The organism is Kitasatospora sp. NPDC028961 (assembly GCF_055564815.1).
Map to the genome: position 1 here is coordinate 26,118 of NZ_JBVHVO010000003.1, position 20,184 is coordinate 46,301.

12 protein-coding genes are annotated in these 20,184 nt (G+C 74.8%); 6 read left to right on the forward strand and 6 right to left on the reverse strand.

Going from position 1 to position 20,184, the window contains the following annotated elements:
• Positions 1-103 precede the first annotated feature (103 nt).
• The 3 genes from ACZ4UX_RS07595 to ACZ4UX_RS07605 all read right to left on the reverse strand — a co-directional run bounded on the left by ACZ4UX_RS07595 (position 104) and on the right by ACZ4UX_RS07605 (position 4,590).
• Positions 104-1,759: a DEAD/DEAH box helicase gene (locus ACZ4UX_RS07595; RefSeq protein WP_465706005.1), complete on the reverse strand. Its 1,656-nt coding sequence runs from the start codon at positions 1,757-1,759 to the stop codon at positions 104-106.
• Positions 1,760-1,915: 156 nt separating this feature from the next.
• Positions 1,916-2,119 carry a cold-shock protein gene (locus ACZ4UX_RS07600; RefSeq protein WP_329487154.1) on the reverse strand — a complete coding sequence of 68 codons (204 nt, stop codon included), beginning with the start codon at positions 2,117-2,119 and terminating at the stop codon, positions 1,916-1,918.
• Positions 2,120-2,415: 296 nt separating this feature from the next.
• Positions 2,416-4,590, reverse strand: a complete 2,175-nt coding sequence (locus ACZ4UX_RS07605; protein WP_465706006.1) for an MMPL family transporter — start codon at positions 4,588-4,590, stop codon at positions 2,416-2,418.
• A gap of 552 nt (positions 4,591-5,142) precedes the next feature.
• Here ACZ4UX_RS07605 and ACZ4UX_RS07610 point away from each other — a divergent pair.
• The 3 genes from ACZ4UX_RS07610 to ACZ4UX_RS07620 all read left to right on the forward strand — a co-directional run bounded on the left by ACZ4UX_RS07610 (position 5,143) and on the right by ACZ4UX_RS07620 (position 9,625).
• Complete coding sequence (locus ACZ4UX_RS07610) at positions 5,143-7,383, forward strand: MMPL family transporter (protein WP_465706295.1); 2,241 nt, start codon at positions 5,143-5,145, stop codon at positions 7,381-7,383.
• A 125-nt stretch (positions 7,384-7,508) separates the two neighbouring features.
• Positions 7,509-8,402: a phosphotransferase enzyme family protein gene (locus ACZ4UX_RS07615; protein WP_465706007.1), complete on the forward strand. Its 894-nt coding sequence runs from the start codon at positions 7,509-7,511 to the stop codon at positions 8,400-8,402.
• A 125-nt stretch (positions 8,403-8,527) separates the two neighbouring features.
• Positions 8,528-9,625, forward strand: a complete 1,098-nt coding sequence (locus ACZ4UX_RS07620) for a polysaccharide deacetylase family protein (RefSeq protein ID WP_465706008.1) — start codon at positions 8,528-8,530, stop codon at positions 9,623-9,625.
• A gap of 240 nt (positions 9,626-9,865) precedes the next feature.
• Here the strand turns inward: ACZ4UX_RS07620 and ACZ4UX_RS07625 are convergent, their stop codons facing one another.
• The 3 genes from ACZ4UX_RS07625 to ACZ4UX_RS07635 form a co-directional block, all read right to left on the reverse strand.
• The gene (locus ACZ4UX_RS07625) at positions 9,866-10,567 is read right to left on the reverse strand and encodes an exonuclease domain-containing protein (RefSeq protein WP_465706009.1); all 702 of its coding nucleotides are present in this window, start codon (positions 10,565-10,567) and stop codon (positions 9,866-9,868) included.
• 387 nt (positions 10,568-10,954) lie between these two features.
• Positions 10,955-11,908: a GNAT family N-acetyltransferase gene (locus tag ACZ4UX_RS07630; RefSeq protein ID WP_465706010.1), complete on the reverse strand. Its 954-nt coding sequence runs from the start codon at positions 11,906-11,908 to the stop codon at positions 10,955-10,957.
• Between the two features lie 88 nt (positions 11,909-11,996).
• Positions 11,997-13,274, reverse strand: a complete 1,278-nt coding sequence (locus ACZ4UX_RS07635) for an SAV2148 family HEPN domain-containing protein (RefSeq protein WP_329487159.1) — start codon at positions 13,272-13,274, stop codon at positions 11,997-11,999.
• Between the two features lie 446 nt (positions 13,275-13,720).
• Between ACZ4UX_RS07635 and glgX the strand changes: the two genes are divergently transcribed.
• The 3 genes from glgX (at position 13,721) to treZ (ending at position 20,176) form a co-directional block, all read left to right on the forward strand.
• Complete coding sequence (glgX, locus tag ACZ4UX_RS07640) at positions 13,721-15,853, forward strand: glycogen debranching protein GlgX (protein ID WP_380386046.1); 2,133 nt, start codon at positions 13,721-13,723, stop codon at positions 15,851-15,853.
• A 139-nt stretch (positions 15,854-15,992) separates the two neighbouring features.
• Positions 15,993-18,434 carry a malto-oligosyltrehalose synthase gene (treY, locus tag ACZ4UX_RS07645; protein WP_465706011.1) on the forward strand — a complete coding sequence of 814 codons (2,442 nt, stop codon included), beginning with the start codon at positions 15,993-15,995 and terminating at the stop codon, positions 18,432-18,434.
• Positions 18,431-20,176, forward strand: a complete 1,746-nt coding sequence (gene treZ / locus ACZ4UX_RS07650) for a malto-oligosyltrehalose trehalohydrolase (RefSeq protein ID WP_465706012.1) — start codon at positions 18,431-18,433, stop codon at positions 20,174-20,176. Before treY ends, treZ begins: the two co-directional genes overlap by 4 nt.
• Positions 20,177-20,184: the final 8 nt, after the last annotated feature.

The following is a 20,184-nucleotide window of genomic DNA, read 5'->3' on the forward strand; positions in this document are numbered from 1 at the left end:
CCGCCGAAGCCGGCCGGGGACGCCCCCGCCGACGCACGCGAACGGCCCGGCTCCCCCACCGAGGGGAGCCGGGCCGTTCGTCCTCGTCCGCGTCCGGAAGGACTCAGTCGGTCTTGCGGCGCTGGCGGCCGGTGCCGTAGTTGGCGCCGGTCTTGGAGCCCGAGCCGGGCGCCGGGCGGCCGGAGGAGCGGCCGATGAAGCCCGCGGCCTGGCGGCTGCCGCCGCCGCCTTGGCCGCCGCCGGCACCGCCGAGGCGCTGCTTCGGACGGGGGCGGCGCGGGTTGCCGTTCATGTCGACGTCGGTGGGCAGGCCCGAGCGCTTGGCGGGGCGGCGGCGCGGGGCGCCGGCCTTGGCCTCGGCGGCCGGAGCGGCGGCCGGGGCCGGGACGACCATCGCGACGGGTACGCCGCTGGGAGTGCGGGCACCGGTGATCCGGGTCAGCTCGGCGTCGCCCGGGCGGATCTTCGTCGTGGTCGGGCGGATGCCGGCGACCGTCATCAGCCGGTTGACCTCGCGCCGCTGGTCGGGCAGGACCAGGGTGACGACCGTGCCGGACTCGCCGGCCCGGGCGGTGCGGCCGCCGCGGTGCAGGTAGTCCTTGTGGTCGATCGGCGGGTCCACGTTGACGACCAGGTCGAGGCCCTCGATGTGGATGCCGCGGGCGGCCACGTTGGTGGCGATCAGCGCGGTCACCAGACCGTCGCGGAACTGGTCGAGCACCCGGTTGCGCTGGGGCTGGGACTTGCCGCCGTGCAGGGCCGCCGCCTTCACACCGTTGGCCAGCAGCTGCTTGGCGAGGCGGTCGGCGCCGTGCTTGGTGTGCACGAACATGATCACGCGGCCGTCGCGCGAGGCGATGTGCGCGGTCGCGGAGGCCTTGTCGGCCGGGTCCAGCTGGAGCACGTGGTGGTCCATGGTGGTCACCGCGCCGGCCGACGGGTCGACCGAATGGGTGACCGGGTCGGTCAGGAAGCGCTTGACCAGCCGGTCGACGTTGCGGTCCAGGGTGGCGGAGAACAGCATCCGCTGCCCGCCCTCGGCGACCTGCTCCAGCAGCTTGGTGACCTGCGGCAGGAAGCCCATGTCGGCCATCTGGTCGGCCTCGTCGAGGACGGTGATGGCCACGTCGCCCAGTCGGACGTCGCCGCGGTTGATCAGGTCGTCCAGCCGGCCCGGGGTGGCGACCAGGACCTCGGCGCCCCGGCGCACGGCGTTGGCCTGCCGGGTGATCGACATACCGCCGACGACGGTGGCGATCCGCAGGTTCACGGCGGTGGCGTACGGGGTGAGCGCGTCGGTGACCTGCTGGGCCAGCTCACGGGTGGGCACCAGGACGAGGGCCAGCGGGTGCCGGGAGTCGGCGCGCTTGCCGGCCGTGCGGGCCAGCAGCGGCAGGCCGAAGGCGAGCGTCTTGCCGGAGCCGGTGCGGCCGCGGCCGAGCACGTCGCGGCCGGCGATGGAGTCCGGCAGGGTGGCGCCCTGGATCGGGAACGGCTCGGTGACGCCCTCGCGGGTGAGCGCGCTGAGGATGCCCTTGGGCAGGTCCAGCTCGCCGAAGGTGGCCGCCGGGGGCCGCGGCGGGGTGCCCCCCTGGACGACGGTGAAGTCGGCGGGTGCCTGGGCGGCGCGCGGGGCGCTGTTGCGCGGGGCGCCGCCGCGGGGGGCGCCGCCGTTGCGGGCGCCGCCGCCGGTGCGGGGCTTGCGCGAACGGTCGCCGCCGCGCTCGTTGTCACGGGGTGCGCGGGCAGGGGTGGTCATGGATTCTCCATCCGATGGGAGCACAGCCCGGTCGGGGCTGGTCGGCCGTCGGGTGGGAATTCGCCGCCCCGGCCGTTCGGCGGCATGCACGAGGGCCCGCACCGTGCGGTACGGGCCCTCGCTACGCGAGATCGCGAGTCAGCTCGGAAGCTGGACTCAGATGACGCGGATGTTCTCGGCCTGCGGGCCCTTCTGGCCCTGCGTGACGTCGAACTCGACCTTCTGGCCCTCGACGAGCTCACGGAAGCCCTGAGCGCTGATGTTCGAGTAGTGGGCGAACACGTCAGCGCCGCCACCATCCTGCTCGATGAAGCCGAAGCCCTTTTCGCTGTTGAACCACTTCACGGTGCCGGTAGCCATAACCGTCTCCTCAAAAACTGGGGCATCAGAGCCCACACTTCGTGGACCCCAAGTAGCCGCGATCCCCATCCGGAGACTGAAACACCGGACAAAACAAATGCGCCTGTTGGGTTGAACCAGCAGGCGCACACAAACGTTCATGGGAACCAAAACTGCAACTGAGTCGACTGTAGCACGGCGCCACCCCGATTGACCGGGGACTTTTTGCCTGGCACGTCACGTTTGCCCGCGCCGCAAAGCGGGCACGCGACGCCCGCCGAAGCGGACGCCGCGTGCCGTGCGGTGCGACGGGGCGGTCAGTGCCGTCCGGCCGGCTCCGGCACACCGTGCGCACCGGCCACCGGGGCCGGGCCGGACTGGTGCTGGTCGTCGGCGCCGTGGCCGGGCCACCAGGCGGCGCGGCCGATCAGCGCGGTGAGCGCCGGGGTGAAGAAGAGCGCCATCACGAAGGCCGCCAGGGCGATGCCGAAGGCCATCGCGAAGCCGAACTCCAGCATGAACACGTTGCCCGCGAGCATGAAGGTCGCGAACGACGCCGCCAGGATGAACCCGGCCGCCGCGACGGTCGGGCCGCCGTGGCGCAGCGCCTCGCGGGCCGCCTCACGCGGGTTGCGGCCCGCGCGGGCCTCCTCCCGCAGGCGGGCGATGATCAGGATGTTGTAGTCCGTCCCGATCGCCACCACGAAGAGGTAGATCAGGATCGGCAGCATGAACATCAGACCGCTCTCGCTGCCCAGCTTCTGGAAGAGCAGCGTGGCGGAGCCGAGGGTGGCCGTGAAGCCGAGCCCGACCGAGACCATCAGGTACCACGGGGCGACCACGCTGCGCAGCTGCAGGCCCAGGATCAGCAGGATCAGCAGACCCGCGACCGGGAACACCAGCTTGTAGTCGTGGTTCATCGCGAGGTTGATGTCCTTGTAGACGGCGGTCAGACCGCCGACCTTCGCCTCCGTGCCGGTCGGCGCCTGGCTGTGCGCGACCTCCCGCAGCTCGGTGACCGAGTCGATCGCCGCGTTGCTGGACGGCTCGTTGTTGAGCAGCACGGTGAAGTCGGCCGTCGTGCCGTCCTCGCTGAGCTGGGGCTTCGCCGCGACCGGGGACACCCCGTGGACGCCGCCGAGCTTGGCGGCGAAGCCCTCGAACGCGGCCGGGTCGAGCTTGGTGCCCGCGGTGCTGGTCAGGTAGACGTGGCTCGGGTCGGCCGCGCCGGCCGAGAAGCCGTTCATCAGCTTGTCCTGGACGACCATCGACTCCTTGTCCTTGGGCATGGAGCTGCCCGCGAGGTCGAAGGTGCCGTTGTAGCCCAGGGCGCCGGCCGACAGCGCCACCAGCACGCCGCCGGAGGCCAGGGCGACCAGGGCGGGGCGCTTCTCGACCATGCGGCCGAGCGCGGTGAAGCGGGCGTTGCCCGGCTCGTTCATCCACTTCTTGCCCGGCCAGAACACACCGCGCGCCGGGATGACCGCGAGCACGGCGGGGGCCAGGGTGAGCGAGGCGAGCGCGGTGACGATCACCGCGATGGCCAGGGCCGGGCCGAGGGCCTTGAACATGCCGAGGCTGGAGAGGATCAGCACCGCGAAGGCGACGGTGACGGCGCCGGCCGCCGAGGCGATCGCCTCACCGACCCGGCCGACGGCGTTGGCCACGGCCTCCTTGCGGTCGTCCCCGGCCCGCAGCCGCTCGCGGTAGCGGAACGCCAGGAAGAGGAAGTAGTCGGTGCCGACACCGAGCACGACGACGATCAGGATCGCCGACAGCACCGGGGTGCTCTCCAGACCGAACGCCTTGGTGGCGTAGGCGATCACGCCGTTGGCGGTCGGCATGGCGACCATCAGCGAGATCAGGATCGGCAGGAGTCCGGCCAGGACGCTGCGGAAGATGATTCCGACGATGAGCGCGACCAGGACGACCGTGGACATCGCGATGAGCGCGTCGGCCGAGCCGGAGGACTCCTTCTGGTCCAGCGCCTGGGCGGCGGCGCCACCGAGCTGGAACTTCAGGTCGGTCCCCGAGGTGAGCGACTTGCCCTCCTCGCGGAGGTGCTTGGCGGCCTCGCCGAAGTCCTCGGACTGCTGCTTGGCCTTGTCGATGGCTATCGGCGCGAGCGCGTACTTGCCGTCCTTGGACGTCGTCTGCTCGCTGACCGGGATGACCTTCTCGACGTCCGCGATCTTCTTGTCCGAGAGACCCTGGACGATCTTGGCCATGGCGGCCTTGTCGGCGTCGTTCATCGCGGCGCCGTCGTTGCGCTCGAAGAGCACCATCGCGGAGGGCGTGAAGTTGGCCGGGAACGCCTTCTCCTGGAGCGCCGAGGCCTGGATGGACTCGTAGTGCTTGGGGAGGAAGGAAGCCTCGTCGGTCTGTGCGGTGATCGTCGGCGCGCCGGCCACGATCGCGATCATCGCGACAACCCATGCCGCGATCACCCACCAGGCGCGACGGACGACGAAATGTCCGAGTCGGTGGAACATGCTCGTGATGCCTCCTGGGCATGGTTCACCGCCAGCCCTTGGGGGACGGGACTCCGGGCGACGGAGGACCGGCAGGGCATGGCGACGAGGCCCGCCCCTAGCCGGTCGGCAGGTAAGTGAGATGAGGACATCATCATACGAGAACTTGCTTGCCGACCGGCAAGCAAATATCCCCCGTAGACCAACCCCCTCAGGGACGCCGTCCAGCCGCCCCGCACCATCTTCACCCGCCGACCGGCCCTCTCACCTCGTGCTCGGGGTGGAGACCACTCCCCCTCAGGGTGGAGTTCGCACCCACTCTGAGGGAGGAGAAGTCAGGGTTCCCCGGTAGGGATAACCCCACCCCGCCCCCGTGGCAGACCCCCGGGACGACTCCCCCGCCAGCCGGATACCTGCTCAACGGCCCTTTCCCTACTGTCGGTTGTGACGCCGAACGCACACCGGCGCCCGATTCCGGCGGCCGGCTCTCCGACGGCACTCTCGCCCCGCGACGACCGCCGCTCTCCCAGGGGGAACGACTCCGTGAAGACCAAGCTCGGCCTCGCCGCCGCGATGGGCGCCTGGAGCGCCCGGCACAGAAAGGCAGCCGTCTTCGGCTGGCTGCTCTTCGTCGTCCTCTCCGCCTACCTCGGCGGACTGCACGGCAGCACCGAGGTCGCCGACTCCGAGGCGATGCCCGGTCAGGTCTCCCGAGCCGCGCGGATCCTCGACGACGCCGGGCTGACCGCCCCGGCGAGCGAGACCGTGCTGGTCCAGAGTGCCACCACGACCGCCGACGCACCGGCCTTCCGTGCCGCCGTCGACCAGGTGCTCGCCGGGGTGACCGGCACCGGCCGGGCCACCGACGTCCGCTCCCCGTACGACACCGGGGCGGTCTCGGCGGACGGCCGCTCCGTCCTCGTCCAGTTCAACGTCGCCGGCGGGGACGAGGTGGCTGTGAAGAACGTCACGGCCGTGCTGGACGCCGTCGCCGCCGTCCAGCGGCAGCACCCGGACCTCACCGTGGCCGAACTCGGCGACGCCAGCTCCGGCAAGTGGATCGACGAGCAGTTCTCCAGCGACTTCACCCGCGCCGAGTGGACGGCCGTCCCGCTCGCGCTGGGCATCCTGCTGATCGCCTTCGGCGCGCTGGTCGCCGCCGTCCTGCCGGTCGTGCTCGCGGTCACCGCCTTCGTCGCGGCCGGCGGACTGGTCGCGCTCGGCAGCGGCGTCCTGCACACCACCGACAGCGCCGGCTCGGTGATGCTGCTGGTCGGCCTGGCCGTCGGCGTCGACTACTGCCTCTTCTACCTGCGCCGCGAACGCGAGGAGCGGGCCGCCGGGCGGGACCTGGAGACCGCGCTGGCGGTCGCCGCCGCCACCAGCGGCCGGGCCGTGCTGGTCTCCGGGGTCACCGTGGTGGTCGCGATGGCCGGCATGTTCCTCACCGGCATGGCCGAGTTCCAGGCGATGGCCTACGCCACCATCGTGGTCGTGGTCACCGCCGTGCTCGGCTCGCTCACCGTGCTGCCCGCCCTGCTGTCCATGCTGGGCGACCGGGTCGAGAAGGGCCGCGTCCCGCTGCTCGGCCGACTGCGCCGCCCCGGCACCGCCGGCACCGGCGGCCGGTTCTGGAACGCCGTCCTCACGCCGGTGCTGCGCCGCCCGCTGGCCGCCACCCTCCTCGCCACCGCGGTGCTGCTCGCCCTGGCCGCGCCGCTGCTGACCATGCGCACCGCCAATCTCACCTTCCGCCAGCAGCTGCCCGCGGGCAACGCGCTGGTCGCCGTCTCGCAGAAGATCGAGGCGGCGTTCCCCGGCAGCCCGGCCCCGGCCTCGGTGGTGATCAAGGCCGCCGACATCGACTCCCCGGCGATGACCGCCGCGATCGCGGACCTCCGGGCGAGGGCGCTCGCCGACGGCCGGATGCACGGGCCGGTGGACGTCACCGTGCACCCCGCACAGAACGTCGCCACCGTCGACATCCCGCTGGGCGGCAGCGGCAACGACGCCACCAGCACCGCCGCGCTGAAGAGCCTGCGCGAGGACCTGGTGCCCGCCACCGTGCTCCGGGTGCCCGGCACCGAGGCGCCGGTCACCGGGCGGACCGCCGCGTCGCACGACTTCAACGCGAAGATGACCGGCTCAATGCCGCTGGTCCTCGGCTTCGTGGTGGCCTTCGCCTTCCTGCTGATGCTGACCACCTTCCGCTCACTGGCCGTCGCCGCCACCGCCGTGGTGCTCAACCTGCTCTCGGTCGGCGCCGCGTACGGGGTGCTGACGCTGGTCTTCCAGCACGGCGTGGGCGCCTCGCTGCTGGGCACCGCCGGGGTCGGCGCGGTCGAGACCTGGGTGCCGCTCTTCCTCTTCGTGATCCTCTTCGGCCTCTCGATGGACTACCACGTCTTCGTGGTCTCCCGGATCAAGGAGGGCCGCGACCAGGGCCTGCCGACCCGGGCCGCCGTCGCGCACGGCATCCGCTCCACCGCCGGGGTGGTCACCAGCGCGGCAGTGATCATGGTCGCGGTGTTCGCGGTCTTCGGCACCCTCTCCATGCAGGCGATGAAGCAGATGGGCGTCGGCCTCGCCGTCGCGGTACTGATCGACGCGACGGTGATCCGCGCGGTGCTGCTGCCCGCGGTGATGACCCTGCTCGGCGAGCGCAACTGGTACCTGCCGACCTGGCTGCGGTGGCTGCCCGAGCTCTCGCACGGCGGGGGCCTCCCGCCGGTCGGCGCAGCGGTCCGCGGCCCCGGAACCGCCACCGGGCCGGCCGAACCCGAGCGGGCCCGGCACCGCCGGGTCGGGGTCTGACACCACCGCCGGCACCCCACCGGCCGCCGGCCGCCGGCCGTGACCGGGCCCCGCGTCGCGCGGGGCCCGGTCCGCGTGCGTCATGATGATCACCGTCCAGGCGTCCCGCGGAACGGAGCAGCCCCATGATCCCCTTCGACGAGGGCCGCGCCCGGCTGCTGCTCGCCCGGGCCTGCGCGTCCGCCGGCCTGCCCGAGCCCGGCGGCGCCCGGCTGCTCGCCCTGGGCGAGAACGCCGTCTTCGACCTCGGCGACCCGGCCGTGGTGGCCAAGGTCGGCCGCGGCCCCGAGCTGTCCGACCGGGCCGGGCGGGAGCTCGGCTTCGCCCGCTGGCTGGCCGACCGGGGCATCCCGGTGGTCCGCCCGTACGACGCCGTCCCGCCCGAGCCGAACGTCGTCGACGGCCACCCCGTGACCTTCTGGGAGCGGCTGGCCCCCGCCGAGCGGCCCGCCCGGCCGGTGGACCTCGCGCCGCTGCTGCTCGCCCTCCACCGGCTGCCCCTGCCGCCCTTCCCGCTCGCCCGGCGGGACCTCCTCGCCCCCGTCGAGCGCTGGCTGGCCTCCGCCGAGGGGCACGTCGACCCCGCCGACGTCGCCTTCCTCCGGGACCGCCGCGACGACTTCGCCGCCGCGCTGCCCGGCCTGCCCGCGCAGCTGCCGACCGGCGTGATCCACGGCGACGCGCTGCCGCGCAACGTCCACGTCGGGGCGGACGGGCCCGTCCTGCTCGACCTGGAGTACGCCTCGCACGACCTGCGCGAGCACGACCTGGTGGTGCTCGCGCTCAGCCACGACCGGTACGGCGTCCCGGCCGAGGAGTACCGGGCGTTTACCGAGGCGTACGGCTGGGACGTCCGGGAGTGGGCGGGCTTCGCGGTGCTGCGCGGCGCCCGCGAGACGGCGAGCGCCTCCTGGGTGGCCCAGCAGGCGCCGGGCAACCCGGCCGCGCTGGCGGAGTTCCGCCGGCGGGTCGACTCGCTGCGCGAGGGCGCCACCGGGGTGCGCTGGTACCCGTTCTGAGCCTGCCGTCTTCCGCGTGGGATCGGCGGCTCCGGCGTGCAACCGGGGCGGTCCGATGGGCGTCTTGTCGGACAGTCTCCCTGATCGGGGACCGGTAGTCGCCCAGTGCCTCAGGAGCCGCAGCCATGCCGGAGCACACCACCTCGCAGCGTCCCTCCCCCTCCGTCCGACGCCGCCGCCGGCTGCTCGCGGGCTGCGTGGCGGTGGTCGCCTCACTCGCCCTGGCCGCCTGCGGCACCGCCAACGGGGCGCTGCAGCCGCAGCCGGGCACCACCGCGTCGGGCACCGGCGCCCCGGCTCCGGCCGCGTCGCCCGCCGGGTCCCCCTCCGAGTCCTCCTCGGCGTCCTCGTCCCCGTCCTCGTCCACGCCGTCGTCCACGCCGTCGGGCAGCGCCCCCGCCGCCACCCCGCCGGGCGACGCCGTCCCGGCTTCGAAGCCCGCGACCGGCGGACCGGCCACGCCCGAGCCACCGGCTCCTCCCCGGACCCCGGCGCCCTCGAAGAGCCCGGTGCCCGCCAAGACCCCGGTGCCCGCCAAGACCCCGTCCACCGCACCGGCCCCCCGGCCGCCCACGACGACACCGGCCCCGCCGGCCCCGCCCGCTCCGCCCGCGACCGGGGTGTCCACCTCGGTCGTCCGCTCCACCGCCTCCGGCGGGCGGACGGTGGCGCTCACCTTCGACGACGGGCCGGGCCCCGCCACCGGCGAGGTCCTGGACCTGCTGGCCCGGTACGGCGTCAAGGCGACGTTCTGCCAGATCGGCCAGCAGGCCGCGGCCCAACCCGCCATGGTCAAGCGGATCCGGGCGGCCGGCCACCGGCTCTGCGACCACACCGTGAGCCACCCGCTGCCGTTCGCCCCGCTCTCGCACGACAAGGCCGCGTCCGAGATCTCCGGCGGCCGGGACATGATCGTGCGGGCCGGCGGACCGGGCACCGAGGTCGCCTGGTTCCGGGCCCCCGGCGGCGGGTTCACCGCCGACAACCAGCACATCGCCGCGGCCGAGGGCCTGCGCCCGCTCGGCTGGTCGGTCGACCCGCGCGACTGGTCCCGCCCGGGCGTCGCCTCGATCGTCTCCACCGTGCAGAGCCAACTCCGGCCTGGCGGCGTGATCCTGATGCACGACGGCGGCGGCGACCGGAGCCAGACCGTCGCGGCGCTGAAGCAGCTGCTCCCCTGGCTGATCGCCCAGGGCTACCGCTTCGACCTCCCCGCGCGCTGACCCGGCCGAACGCCTCGCGACAGCGCGGCCCGGTGATCACCGCTCCGCACCGGGCGACCGATCAACCCGACGCGCCCGGACCGCGGTTGAACGCCGGGTACGGGGTGCGACGGCCTCCCCACCGCCGGCCACCCGGTCGGCGGACCTGATCGCCGTCCCGCACGACCGGGCCGGTGCCGGACGCGGCGCGAGGCCCGGTCGGCCCGGCCCGCGCGGCCGGGTGCTCCGGCGGTCAGGCCCTCAGCGCAGGGGCCAGCGCGGGTCGATGACGGCCTGCGGGTCCTTGCCGCGGCGGAGCCAGGCCTCCAGGCCCTCCGCCCAGCTCCGGTACCAGTCGATCTGGCGGGTGTGCAGGACGTCGAGCGGCACCTCGCCGACCTCGGCCGGGTACCGCTCCGCGAGGGCGACGGCGACCCGGACGGCGGCGAGGGCGTCGCTGCCGGCCTCGTGGGCGTCGGTCAGCTCGACCCCGTACACCTCGCAGACCCGCTGGAGGGTGCGCGAGCCCTTGCGGTACTTGTCGACGGCCCGGTCGATGACCAGGGCGTCGAGGACCGGCGCGACCGGACCGCCGAGGCGCTCGGCCAAGGGGGCCAGGCCGTGGCGGCGCAGCTCGGCGTCGAGCAGCGAGAGGTCGAAGGGGGCGTTGAAGGCGACCACCGGGTGACCGGCGGCGAGCCGCTCGCACAGGGCGGTGGCTATCTCGTCGACCGCCGCCTTGGCCGGGCGGCCCTTGCTGCGGACGAGCTCGTCGCCGATGCCGTGGATGGCCTCCGCCTCGGCGGGGATCGGGACACCCGGGTCGACCAGCCAGCCGGTGGCGCTCAGCCGGCGGGCTCCGACGGTGTCCACGAGGGCGGCCGTGACGATGCGGTCCACGGTCGGGTCGGTGCCCGTGGTCTCCAGGTCGAAGCCGACCAGTGGCTGCTGCCACCAGCTCATAGGGGTGTGTCCTTCCGTCCTGCTGGTCGAAACAGCCCCTATCATCGCCCGGGCCACCGACAACGCCGCCGGTGGGGCGGGCGGGCACCGTCCCCGGGCCCCGCCGGGCAGGCTCCGGCCCGGCCCGCCGGCACCGTCCCGGGCCCGGTGGAGACCGGCGAAGTGCCCAGCGGCGGTGGCCCGCCGCGAGTGGCCCGGCGACCGGTCCGGACGGCTGCTGACCGACGCGGCCATGACGGCTCCGCCCCTGGCCCAGGCCCGGTCGACACCCACCGGGGTCGGTGTGCGGCCACCCGGGGCCGCCGCGAGCGGGCCGGGCCCGCCGGTTTCCGACCGACGCGGCGGCGGCGCTTCGGCGGTGGTGGCGGGACGCCCGGCGCCCGCGGATCAGTTCGCCGCCGCGGCCGACGCCCCCACCCCGGCCCCCGTGTGCGCGGTCAGCCGGCGGGCCTCGGCCCACACCTCCTCGTCGAGTTCGCCGCGCGTGCGGGTGCTGCGGCCGAGCAGGTCGTAGTCGTCGTCGAGGAGGGCGAGCGCCTCGGCCGGCCCGTCCTCGTGCCCCCACCGCCGGTGCGCCGCGTGCGCCAGCTCCCTCGGCGTCAGCTCGCCGGTCAGCAGCCGGGCGGCCAGCGCCACCAGCCCCGCCCGCTCGGCGGAGCGGCTGTCGACCGGCGGGAGGTCGAGTCCGAGCTCCGCGAGCGCCGGCGCCAGCAGCTCGGCGACCGAGGCGTCCGCCTCCCCGTAGGTGCAGGCGGCGAGGGCCCGCAGGGCCGGGTTGTCGAGCCCGGCGGCCAGGGCCCCGCAGGCCGCCTCCACCACCTCGCGGGCCCGCAGCTCGCCGATGGTCCAGAGCAGGGCCCGGTCCCGCAGCCGGGCGGCGGCGGGCGAGCCGACGGGCCGGCGGAGCAGTCGGACGTCGACCTGGTCCTCGGAGACCAGGGTGAAGCCGTGCCGCTCGTAGAGGCGGCGGGCGGGGCTGCCCCGGAGGACGTCGAGCCGCACCGGCTCGCCGGCGGCGTCGGCCTCGGCCAGGACGGACCGCAGGACGCCGGAGCCGACCCCCCGGCCCTGGAGCTCCGGGGCGAGGTAGAAGTGCTCCAGCAGCCGCCCGCCCGGCCCGTCGGGGCGGACGGTGACGCAGCCGGCGAGGGCGCCGTCGACCAGCACGGCCGACGTCCAGCGGGTGGAGAAGGAGTCGCGCAGCCGCCGCCGGACCCGGTGCTCGTCGTAGCGGCCGAGCCGTTCGAGGTCGGGGCGCAGCACCACGGCGCGCAGCTCGACGAGGGGTTCGAGGTCGGCGGTCGTGGCGGGGCGCATCGTCCAGGCGGGGGTGGTGGTCACCGGGGCAGTCTTCCAGCGGCCCGGCCGGCCGGGCCAGCCGGTTTCGCGGCGGCCCCGGCCCCTGCGCGCCAACCGGCCCGCCGGCCGCTCAGGAGACCGGCCGGGAGTCCCCCCAGATGCCCTCGAACTCCTCGCGGTAGACCTCCAGCAGCCCGGCGTCGGTGCCGCCCGGCTGCTGGCCCGCGCCGCCGCGCAGGACCAGGGCGGGCGACTCCATGCCGCGGGCCCGGCGCAGGTAGGGCTGGACCACCCCGAGGTCCCGGGTCTGCCGGCGGGGGCCGCCGGTCTGGCCGGACGGGCGCGGGCCCTCGACCAGGTAGGCGGTGAAGCGCGGGGTCTCGTCGAAGACCCGGATCTCGAAGCCGCCCTGGTCGCGCAGCCGGGCCCGGACCCGGCGCACGTGCATGATGTTCATCTCGATCGAACGGGCCAGCTCGCCGCGGCCGAGGCCCAGTTCGCGTTCCCGGCGGCGGACGGCGCTGCTCGCCGGGTTGAGGAAGAGCAGCCGGACCCGGCAGCCGTCGGTGGCGAGGCGGACCAGGCGCTTGCCGGTGTAGTTCTGGCAGAGCATGCCGAGGCCGATGCCGAGCGCGTCCAGCCGCCGGGCGCCGTCCAGCAGGTCCTCCACCGGCAGGTCGCGCTGGAGCCGGACCCGGTCGGCGTGCACCGCGACCACGTCCGCGTACCGGCCGGCCACCAGGGACTCGACGACGTCGGCGGGGACGCCGCCGGTCCCGCCGTCCAGCACGGCGAGCAGCCGGGCGGCGGCGCGTTCGGTCTGGGCGAGCACGGTCGGGGTGAGGACGCGGTTGCGGGAGACGACGTGCCGGGCCACCTCCAGTTCGTCCAGCGCCAGCTCGATCTCCCGGCGGTCGGCCAGGTAGGGGTCGAAGCAGGGCCAGTGCTGGACCATCAGCTCGCGCAGCTGGGGCAGGGTGAGGAAGACCAGCGGGTCGTCGTCGGCCGGGTCGAGCAGGTACCCCTTGCGGCGGCTGACCTCGCGGACGGCGCCGGCCCGGTGGGCCCACTCCTCGCCGGCCGGGCCGGCCGCGGCCGTCACCCAGTCCTCGCCGTGGGCGGGCGCGTAGATCGGGTAGAGCACCTCGTCGACGAGGGAGCGCAGCCGCTGCTCGACCAGGTTGAGCCAGACGTACGCCCGCCCGGCCAGCCGGACCCGCTGGTAGGCGTCCTCCCACTCGGCGCCGGACCAGGCGAGGGCCGGTATCTCGACCGGGCCGCCCTGGGCCGGCACCACGGCCCGGCCGGTCATGGCGGGGCGCATGACGACCGTCGGGGCCTCGCTGCGGGCGCCGCCCCGGTCGGGGCCGCCGGGCCCACCGCCACGGCCGCCGGCGGGGTACACCATGCGCCACCTCACCTGGTTGCTGCCGGAGCCGGTGGTCTGCCGGATCGTCGGTCGGGTCTTCTGTCGGGTGCTGCCGGTCCTGCCGCGTCCGCCGGCGCCGCACTCCCTGATGGATCGCCACGGCGCGGGAAGCGGCCGGACGATCAAGGGTACTGCCCGCCGCGAGGCGCCCGCAGCCGGTTGGCCGAGGGGGGGCGCGTGCGCCCCGGCCGCCCCGTGCGTCCCGGCGGCCCCGGGGGTACCCGGCGGACACCCGTTCGGGCGAACACGCGGCGAATGGCCCCGCCCTCGGGGGCGGCGTCGGGGAGTATGCGGACTGTGCCGTGCGTCACGGCGCGCGACCGTCGCACATGCCCGGCCGCCCAGCCGGGAAGAGAGCGTCGGGGTCCGGGCTGATAGTCGGACTACCTGTCAGTTTCCCTTCGACACAAGGAAGTTGAGGACTCATGCAGGTCTGGCCAGGGAAGCCCTACCCCCTCGGTGCCACCTTCGACGGGGCCGGTACCAACTTCGCGGTGTTCTCCGAGAGCGCCGACCGCATCGAGCTCTGCCTGCTCGACGAGGACGGGTCGGAGACGGCCGTCGAGCTGCGCGAGACGGACGCCTTCGTCCGGCACGCCTACCTCCCCGGGGTCCAGCCCGGCCGGCGGTACGGCTTCCGCGTCCACGGACCGTACAACCCGGGCCTCGGCCAGCGGCACAACAGCGCCAAACTGCTGCTGGACCCGTACGCCAAGGCGATGAGCGGGAACATCGACTGGGACGAGTCGGTCTACGGCTACCACTTCGGCGCGCCCGAGCGCCGCAACGACCTCGACTCCGCCCCGCACACCATGCACTCGGTGGTCGTCAATCCGTACTTCGACTGGGGCACCGACCGGCCGCCGCGCACGGACTACCACCGCACGGTGGTCTACGAGGCCCACGTGAAGGGCCTCACCAAGCTCCACCCCGGCATCCCCGAGGAGATCCGCGGCACCTACGCGGGGCTGGCCCACCCGGCGGTGATCGAGCACCTGGCCAAGCTCGGCGTCACCGCGATCGAGCTGATGCCGGTGCACCAGTTCGTCCGCGACCACCGGCTGCGCGACCTCGGCCTGGCCAACTACTGGGGCTACAACACGGTCGGCTTCTTCGCCCCGCACTCCTCCTACTCCTCCACCGGGGACAGAGGCCAGCAGGTGCAGGAGTTCAAGTCGATGGTGAAGGCGCTGCACGCGGCCGGCATCGAGGTGATCCTGGACGTCGTCTACAACCACACCGCCGAGGGCAACCACCTCGGGCCGACCCTCTCGCTGCGCGGCCTGGACAACGTCTCCTACTACCGGCTCGCCCAGGACCAGCGGTTCTACGAGGACACCACGGGCACCGGCAACAGCCTGCTGATGCGCAGCCCGCACGTCCTCCAGCTGATCATGGACTCGCTGCGCTACTGGGTCACCGAGATGCACGTCGACGGCTTCCGCTTCGACCTCGCCGCCACGCTGGCCCGGCAGTTCCACGAGGTGGACCGGCTCTCCTCGTTCTTCGACCTCGTCCAGCAGGACCCGGTGGTCTCCCAGGCCAAGCTGATCGCCGAGCCGTGGGACCTCGGCGAGGGCGGCTACCAGGTGGGCAACTTCCCTCCGCTGTGGACGGAGTGGAACGGCATGTACCGGGACACCGTGCGCGACCTGTGGCGCGGCGAGAACGCCACGCTCGCCGAGTTCGGCTCCCGGCTCACCGGCTCCTCCGACCTCTACCAGGACGACGGCCGCCGCCCGATCGCCTCGATCAACTTCGTCACCTGCCACGACGGCTTCACCCTGCGCGACCTGGTCTCCTACAACGACAAGCACAACGCGGCCAACGGCGAGGACAACCGGGACGGCGAATCCTTCAACCGCTCCTGGAACTGCGGCGCCGAGGGCCCGAGCACCGACCCGGCCATCGAGGAGCTGCGCGCCCGCCAGCAGCGGAACCTGATCGCCACCCTGATGCTCTCCCAGGGCGTGCCGATGCTCTCGCACGGCGACGAGCTCGGCCGCACCCAGGAGGGCAACAACAACGCCTACTGCCAGGACAACGAACTCGCCTGGGTGCACTGGCCCGAGGGCGACGGCCCCGAGTCCCGGCTGCTCGAATTCACCCAGGGCATGATCTGGCTCCGCCGCGACCACCCCGTCTTCCGGCGACGCCGCTTCTTCCACGGCCGCCCGGTCTCCGGCCGCCCGGCCAACGGCCACTACGAGGACCTCACCGACATCGCCTGGTTCACCCCCGGCGGGGAGGAGATGACCAAGCGCAACTGGGGCGCCAGCTACGCCAAGTCGCTCACCGTCTTCCTCAACGGCTACGCCATCTCGGAGCCGGACCGGCGCGGCGGGCGGATCGTCGACGACTCCTTCCTGCTGATGTTCAACGCCCACTTCGAACCGCTGGAGTTCACCGTCCCGGCCGACCACGGCCAGGAGTGGCAGGTCGTGGTCGACACCGCCCAGCCCCGGCTGCCCGCCCCCGGCACCGGCGCCCGGGTCAAGGCGGGGGACGCGCTCTCGCTCGTCGACCGCTCGCTGATGGTGCTCCAGCGGCCGGCCTAGGCCGGGCGCCGGACGCCCGGCCGCGGGGCGGCGCCCGGGGTCCGCGGACGGGCCCCACGGCGTGCCGCGGTCACCACGTTCACCTGTTCGGATCAGCAACGGGTCTTGGCCGCGGGCTCGCACGGGTAGTCATGGACACATGACCTACGCCGCCGAGCCCGCCCAGCCCCGCCCGGCCGCAGTACCGTCCGCCACCTACCGCCTCCAGCTGCAGCCCGGCTTCACCCTCCACGACGCCACCGCCGCGGTGCCCTACCTCGCCGCCCTCGGCGTCTCCCACCTCCACCTGTCCCCGCTGCTGGAGGCCGCCCCCGGATCCACCCACGGCTACGACACCGTCGACCACGGCCGGATCAGCGCCCAGCTCGGCGGCGAACCGGCGTTGCGCGCGCTGGCCGCCGAAGCCCACCGGCACGGCCTGCGGCTGCTCGCCGACGTGGTGCCCAACCACATGGCCGTCCCCGTCCCCGAACGGCTCAACCGGCCGCTCTGGCACGTCCTGCGGGACGGCCCCGACTCGCCGTACGCACCCTGGTTCGACATCGACTGGACCGCCCAGCCGGGCCCCCCGGACTCCCCCGGCCGCGGCCGGGTGCTGCTGCCGCTGCTCGGCGACCGGCTCGGGGCCGTCCTCGGCGACCTCGTGGTCGACGGCGAGGAGCTCCGCTACCACGACCACGCCCTCCCGCTGCGGCCCGGCACCGCCGGCCTCCCGCTCCCCGAGCTGCTCAGCCGGCAGTGGTACCGGCTCGCCTGGTGGCAGCTGGCCCGCACCGAGCTGAACTACCGGCGGTTCTTCACCGTCAACGAGCTGATCGCCGTCCGGGTCGAAGTCCCCGAGGTGTTCGAGGCGACCCACGGCGTGCTGCTGCGGCTGCACCGCGAGGGCGTCCTGGACGGGTTCCGGATCGACCACCCGGACGGCCTGGCCGACCCGCGCGGCTACCTGCGCCGGCTCGCCGGGGCCACCGGCGGCGCCTACACGGTGGTGGAGAAGATCCTCACCGGTGAGGAGCGCCTCCCCGGGGACTGGCCGTGCGCCGGCACCACCGGGTACGACGCGCTGCGCCGCATCGACGGCGTGCTCACCGACCACGCCGGCGCCTGCCGGCTGGCCGGCGCCTACGAGCACGCGGTCAGCGGGGCCGGGTCCGGCGGGGAGCCGTGCGCCGACCCGCACCCGGCCGTCGCCGCCGCCCGGCGCGGGCGGGCCGACATGACCGGCCCGCACGGCGAGCTGGCCGCCGAGGTCGAGCGGCTGGTCCGGCTCGCCGTGCGGATCGGCGCCGCCGAACCCGCCCACGCCGACCACGCGCCCTGGCAGCTGCGGGACGCCCTGCGGCGGGTGCTCACCGGCTACCCCGCGTACCGCCCGTACGTCCGGCCCGGCGAGCCCGCCCCGGCGGTCTCCGAGGAGCAGGTGCGGGCGGCCCTCGACGGCTCCGAGGACGCCACCGGGCGGCTGGTCGCCGACCTCGCCCTCGGGCGGCTCGGCAGCGGGCCCGAGAAGGACGAGTTCTGCGCCCGCTTCGCGCAGACCGCCGCCGCCGTCGCCGCCAAGGGCGTCGAGGACACCGCCTTCTACCGCTGGAACGCGCTGCTCGCGCTGAACGAGGTCGGCGGCGAGCCGGCCCGGCCCGGGCTCCCGCCCGCCGCGTTCCACGCCTGGTGCCGCTACGTCGAGGAGCACTGGCCGGCCACCATGACGGTGCTCTCCACCCACGACACCAAGCGCAGCGCCGACGCCCGCGCCCGCCTCGCCGTGCTCGCCGAGCAGCCGCGGGCCTGGGCCGACGAGGCCGCCGCCTGGTCCACCGCCGCCGGCCCGGGCGGCGACCCGAACAGCGACTGGCTGCTCTGGCAGACGCTGGTCGCGGCCTGGCCGATCACGCCGGACCGGCTCGTCCCCGCGCTGCTCAAGGCCGCCCGCGAGGCCAAGCTGCGGACCTCCTGGACGGCCCCCGACGCCGGCTTCGAGCAGGCCCTGGCCGACCGGGCCCGGGCCGCCTACGCCAACCCGGGGCTGCTCCCGCGGATCGAGGGCTTCGTCCGGGCCCTCGCGCCCCACGCCCGGGCCAACACCCTCTCCGCCGCCCTGCTGCACCTGACCGTGCCCGGCGTGCCGGACCTCTACCAGGGCAGCGAGGAGCCGCTGTACACCCTGGTCGACCCGGACAACCGGGGCGTGGTGGACCTCGGCGCGCTCGCCGTCCGCCTCACCGACTCGGCCACCCCCCGGGCGGGCGACCTCGCCCGGGAGAAGCTGCACCTGACCGCGACGGCGCTGCACCTGCGCCGCCGCCGGCCGCTGGGCGCCTACCGGCCGCTGGCCGCCCGGGGCCCGGCCGCCGACCACCTGCTCGCCTTCGCCCGCGGCGACGACGTGATCACGGCGGTCACTCGGCTGCCGTACGGGCTCGCCCGGGCCGGCGGCTGGCAGGACACCGCGCTGGACCTGCCGGCCGGCGGCGCGTGGACGGACGAACTGACCGGACGCCGCCACCCGGCCGGCCCGGTGCCGGTGGCGGAGCTGCTGACCGCGCAGCCCGTGGCGCTGCTGACCAGGAGGGGCGAGGCGTGACGACGCACGAGGTCCGGACCTACGAGGTGTGGGCCCCGGCGGCCACCGAACGGGTCGAGGTGGAGGTCGACGGCGCGCGGCACCCGCTGGCCCGGGACGACGGCCGGCCCGGCTGGTGGCACGGGCCGGCGCCGGCCGGGGACTACGCGTTCCGGCTGGACGGCGGCCGCCCGCTGCCCGACCCTCGCTCGGCCCGGCAGCCGCACGGACCGGACGGGCCCAGCCGGCCCGTCGACCACGCCGCGTTCCGCTGGTCGCAGACCGGCTGGCGCGGCCGCCCGCTGCCCGGCGCCGTGCTGTACGAACTGCACGTCGGCACCTTCACGGCCGCCGGTACCTTCGACGCCGCCGCCGAACACCTCGACCACCTCGTCGAGCTGGGTGTCGACTTCGTCGAACTGCTGCCGGTCTGCCCGTTCCCCGGCCGGCACGGCTGGGGCTACGACGGGGTCTCGCTCTGGGCCGTGCACGAGCCCTACGGCGGTCCGGAGGGGCTGAAGCGCTTCGTGGACGCCGCGCACCGCAAGGGCCTCGGCGTCGTGCTGGACGTGGTGCACAACCACCTCGGCCCGTCCGGCAACCACCTGCCCGCCTTCGGGCCGTACTTCACCGACCGGCACCACACGCCGTGGGGCTCGGCGGTCAACCTGGACGCCCCCGGCTCGGACGAGGTGCGCCGGTACCTGATCGGCAGCGCGCTGGCCTGGCTGCGCGACTACCGGATCGACGGCCTGCGGCTGGACGCCGTGCACGCCCTCGCGGACGACCGCGCCGTCCACTTCCTGGAGGAACTCTCCCGCGAGGTCGACCGGTTGGCGACCGCCACCAACCGGCCGCTGTTCTTGGTCGCCGAGTCCGACCTCAACTCCCCCCGCACCACCACCCCCCGCGAGGCCGGCGGCCAGGGCCTCACCGCCCAGTGGAGCGACGACTTCCACCACGCGCTGCACACCGCGCTCACCGGCGAGTCCCAGGGCTACTACGGGGACTTCGCCCGCGCCCCGCTGGCCGCCGTGGCCCGGACGCTCACCCACGGCTTCTTCCACGACGGCACCTGGTCCTCGTTCCGGGAGCGCAGCCACGGCCGGCCCTTCCCGCCCGCGTACGGCCACCGGCTGCTCGGCTACCTGCAGACCCACGACCAGATCGGCAACCGGGCCCTCGGCGACCGGCTCTCCCCCGGTCTCTCCCCCGGGCGGCTCGCCTGCGGGGCCGCCCTGGTGCTCGCCTCGCCGTTCACCCCGATGCTGTTCATGGGCGAGGAGTGGGGCGCGGCCACCCCGTGGCAGTACTTCACCGACCACACCGACCCGAACCTGGCCGAGGCCGTCCGCCAGGGCCGGCGGCGGGAGTTCGCCGAGCACGGCTGGCGGGCCGACGCGGTGCCGGACCCGCAGGAGCCGGCCACCGTGCTGCGCTCCGTCCTCGACTGGACCGAGCCGGGGCGCGCCCCGCACGCCGAACTGCTCAGCTGGTACCGGACGCTGATCCGGCTGCGGCGCACCCGGCCGGAGCTCTCCGACCCGGACCTCGCGGCCGTCCGGACCGAGTACGACGAGGCGGCCCGGTGGCTGGTGCTGCACCGGGGGGCCCACCGGGTGGCGGTCAACCTGGGCGGTGCCCCCGCCGCGCTGCCGCTCGGGGGGCCGGGGCGGGAGGTGGTGGCGTCCTTCGGCGAGTGCGCGCTCGACGGGGCGGCGGTGCGGCTGGGGCCGGACTCCGTCGCGGTCGTCCGGCTGTGAGCGGCGCG

Coding starts and splice junctions, on each gene's coding strand:
- ACZ4UX_RS07620 (WP_465706008.1), top strand. CDS start 8,528: ATGCCGGAGCACACCACCTCGCAGCGTCCCTCCCCCTCCGTCCGACGC.
- glgX (WP_380386046.1), top strand. CDS start 13,721: ATGCAGGTCTGGCCAGGGAAGCCCTACCCCCTCGGTGCCACCTTCGAC.
- ACZ4UX_RS07615 (WP_465706007.1), top strand. CDS start 7,509: ATGATCCCCTTCGACGAGGGCCGCGCCCGGCTGCTGCTCGCCCGGGCC.
- ACZ4UX_RS07595 (WP_465706005.1), bottom strand. CDS start 1,759: ATGACCACCCCTGCCCGCGCACCCCGTGACAACGAGCGCGGCGGCGAC.
- ACZ4UX_RS07635 (WP_329487159.1), bottom strand. CDS start 13,274: ATGGTGTACCCCGCCGGCGGCCGTGGCGGTGGGCCCGGCGGCCCCGAC.
- treY (WP_465706011.1), top strand. CDS start 15,993: ATGACCTACGCCGCCGAGCCCGCCCAGCCCCGCCCGGCCGCAGTACCG.
- ACZ4UX_RS07605 (WP_465706006.1), bottom strand. CDS start 4,590: ATGTTCCACCGACTCGGACATTTCGTCGTCCGTCGCGCCTGGTGGGTG.
- ACZ4UX_RS07600 (WP_329487154.1), bottom strand. CDS start 2,119: ATGGCTACCGGCACCGTGAAGTGGTTCAACAGCGAAAAGGGCTTCGGC.
- ACZ4UX_RS07610 (WP_465706295.1), top strand. CDS start 5,143: ATGGGCGCCTGGAGCGCCCGGCACAGAAAGGCAGCCGTCTTCGGCTGG.
- ACZ4UX_RS07625 (WP_465706009.1), bottom strand. CDS start 10,567: ATGAGCTGGTGGCAGCAGCCACTGGTCGGCTTCGACCTGGAGACCACG.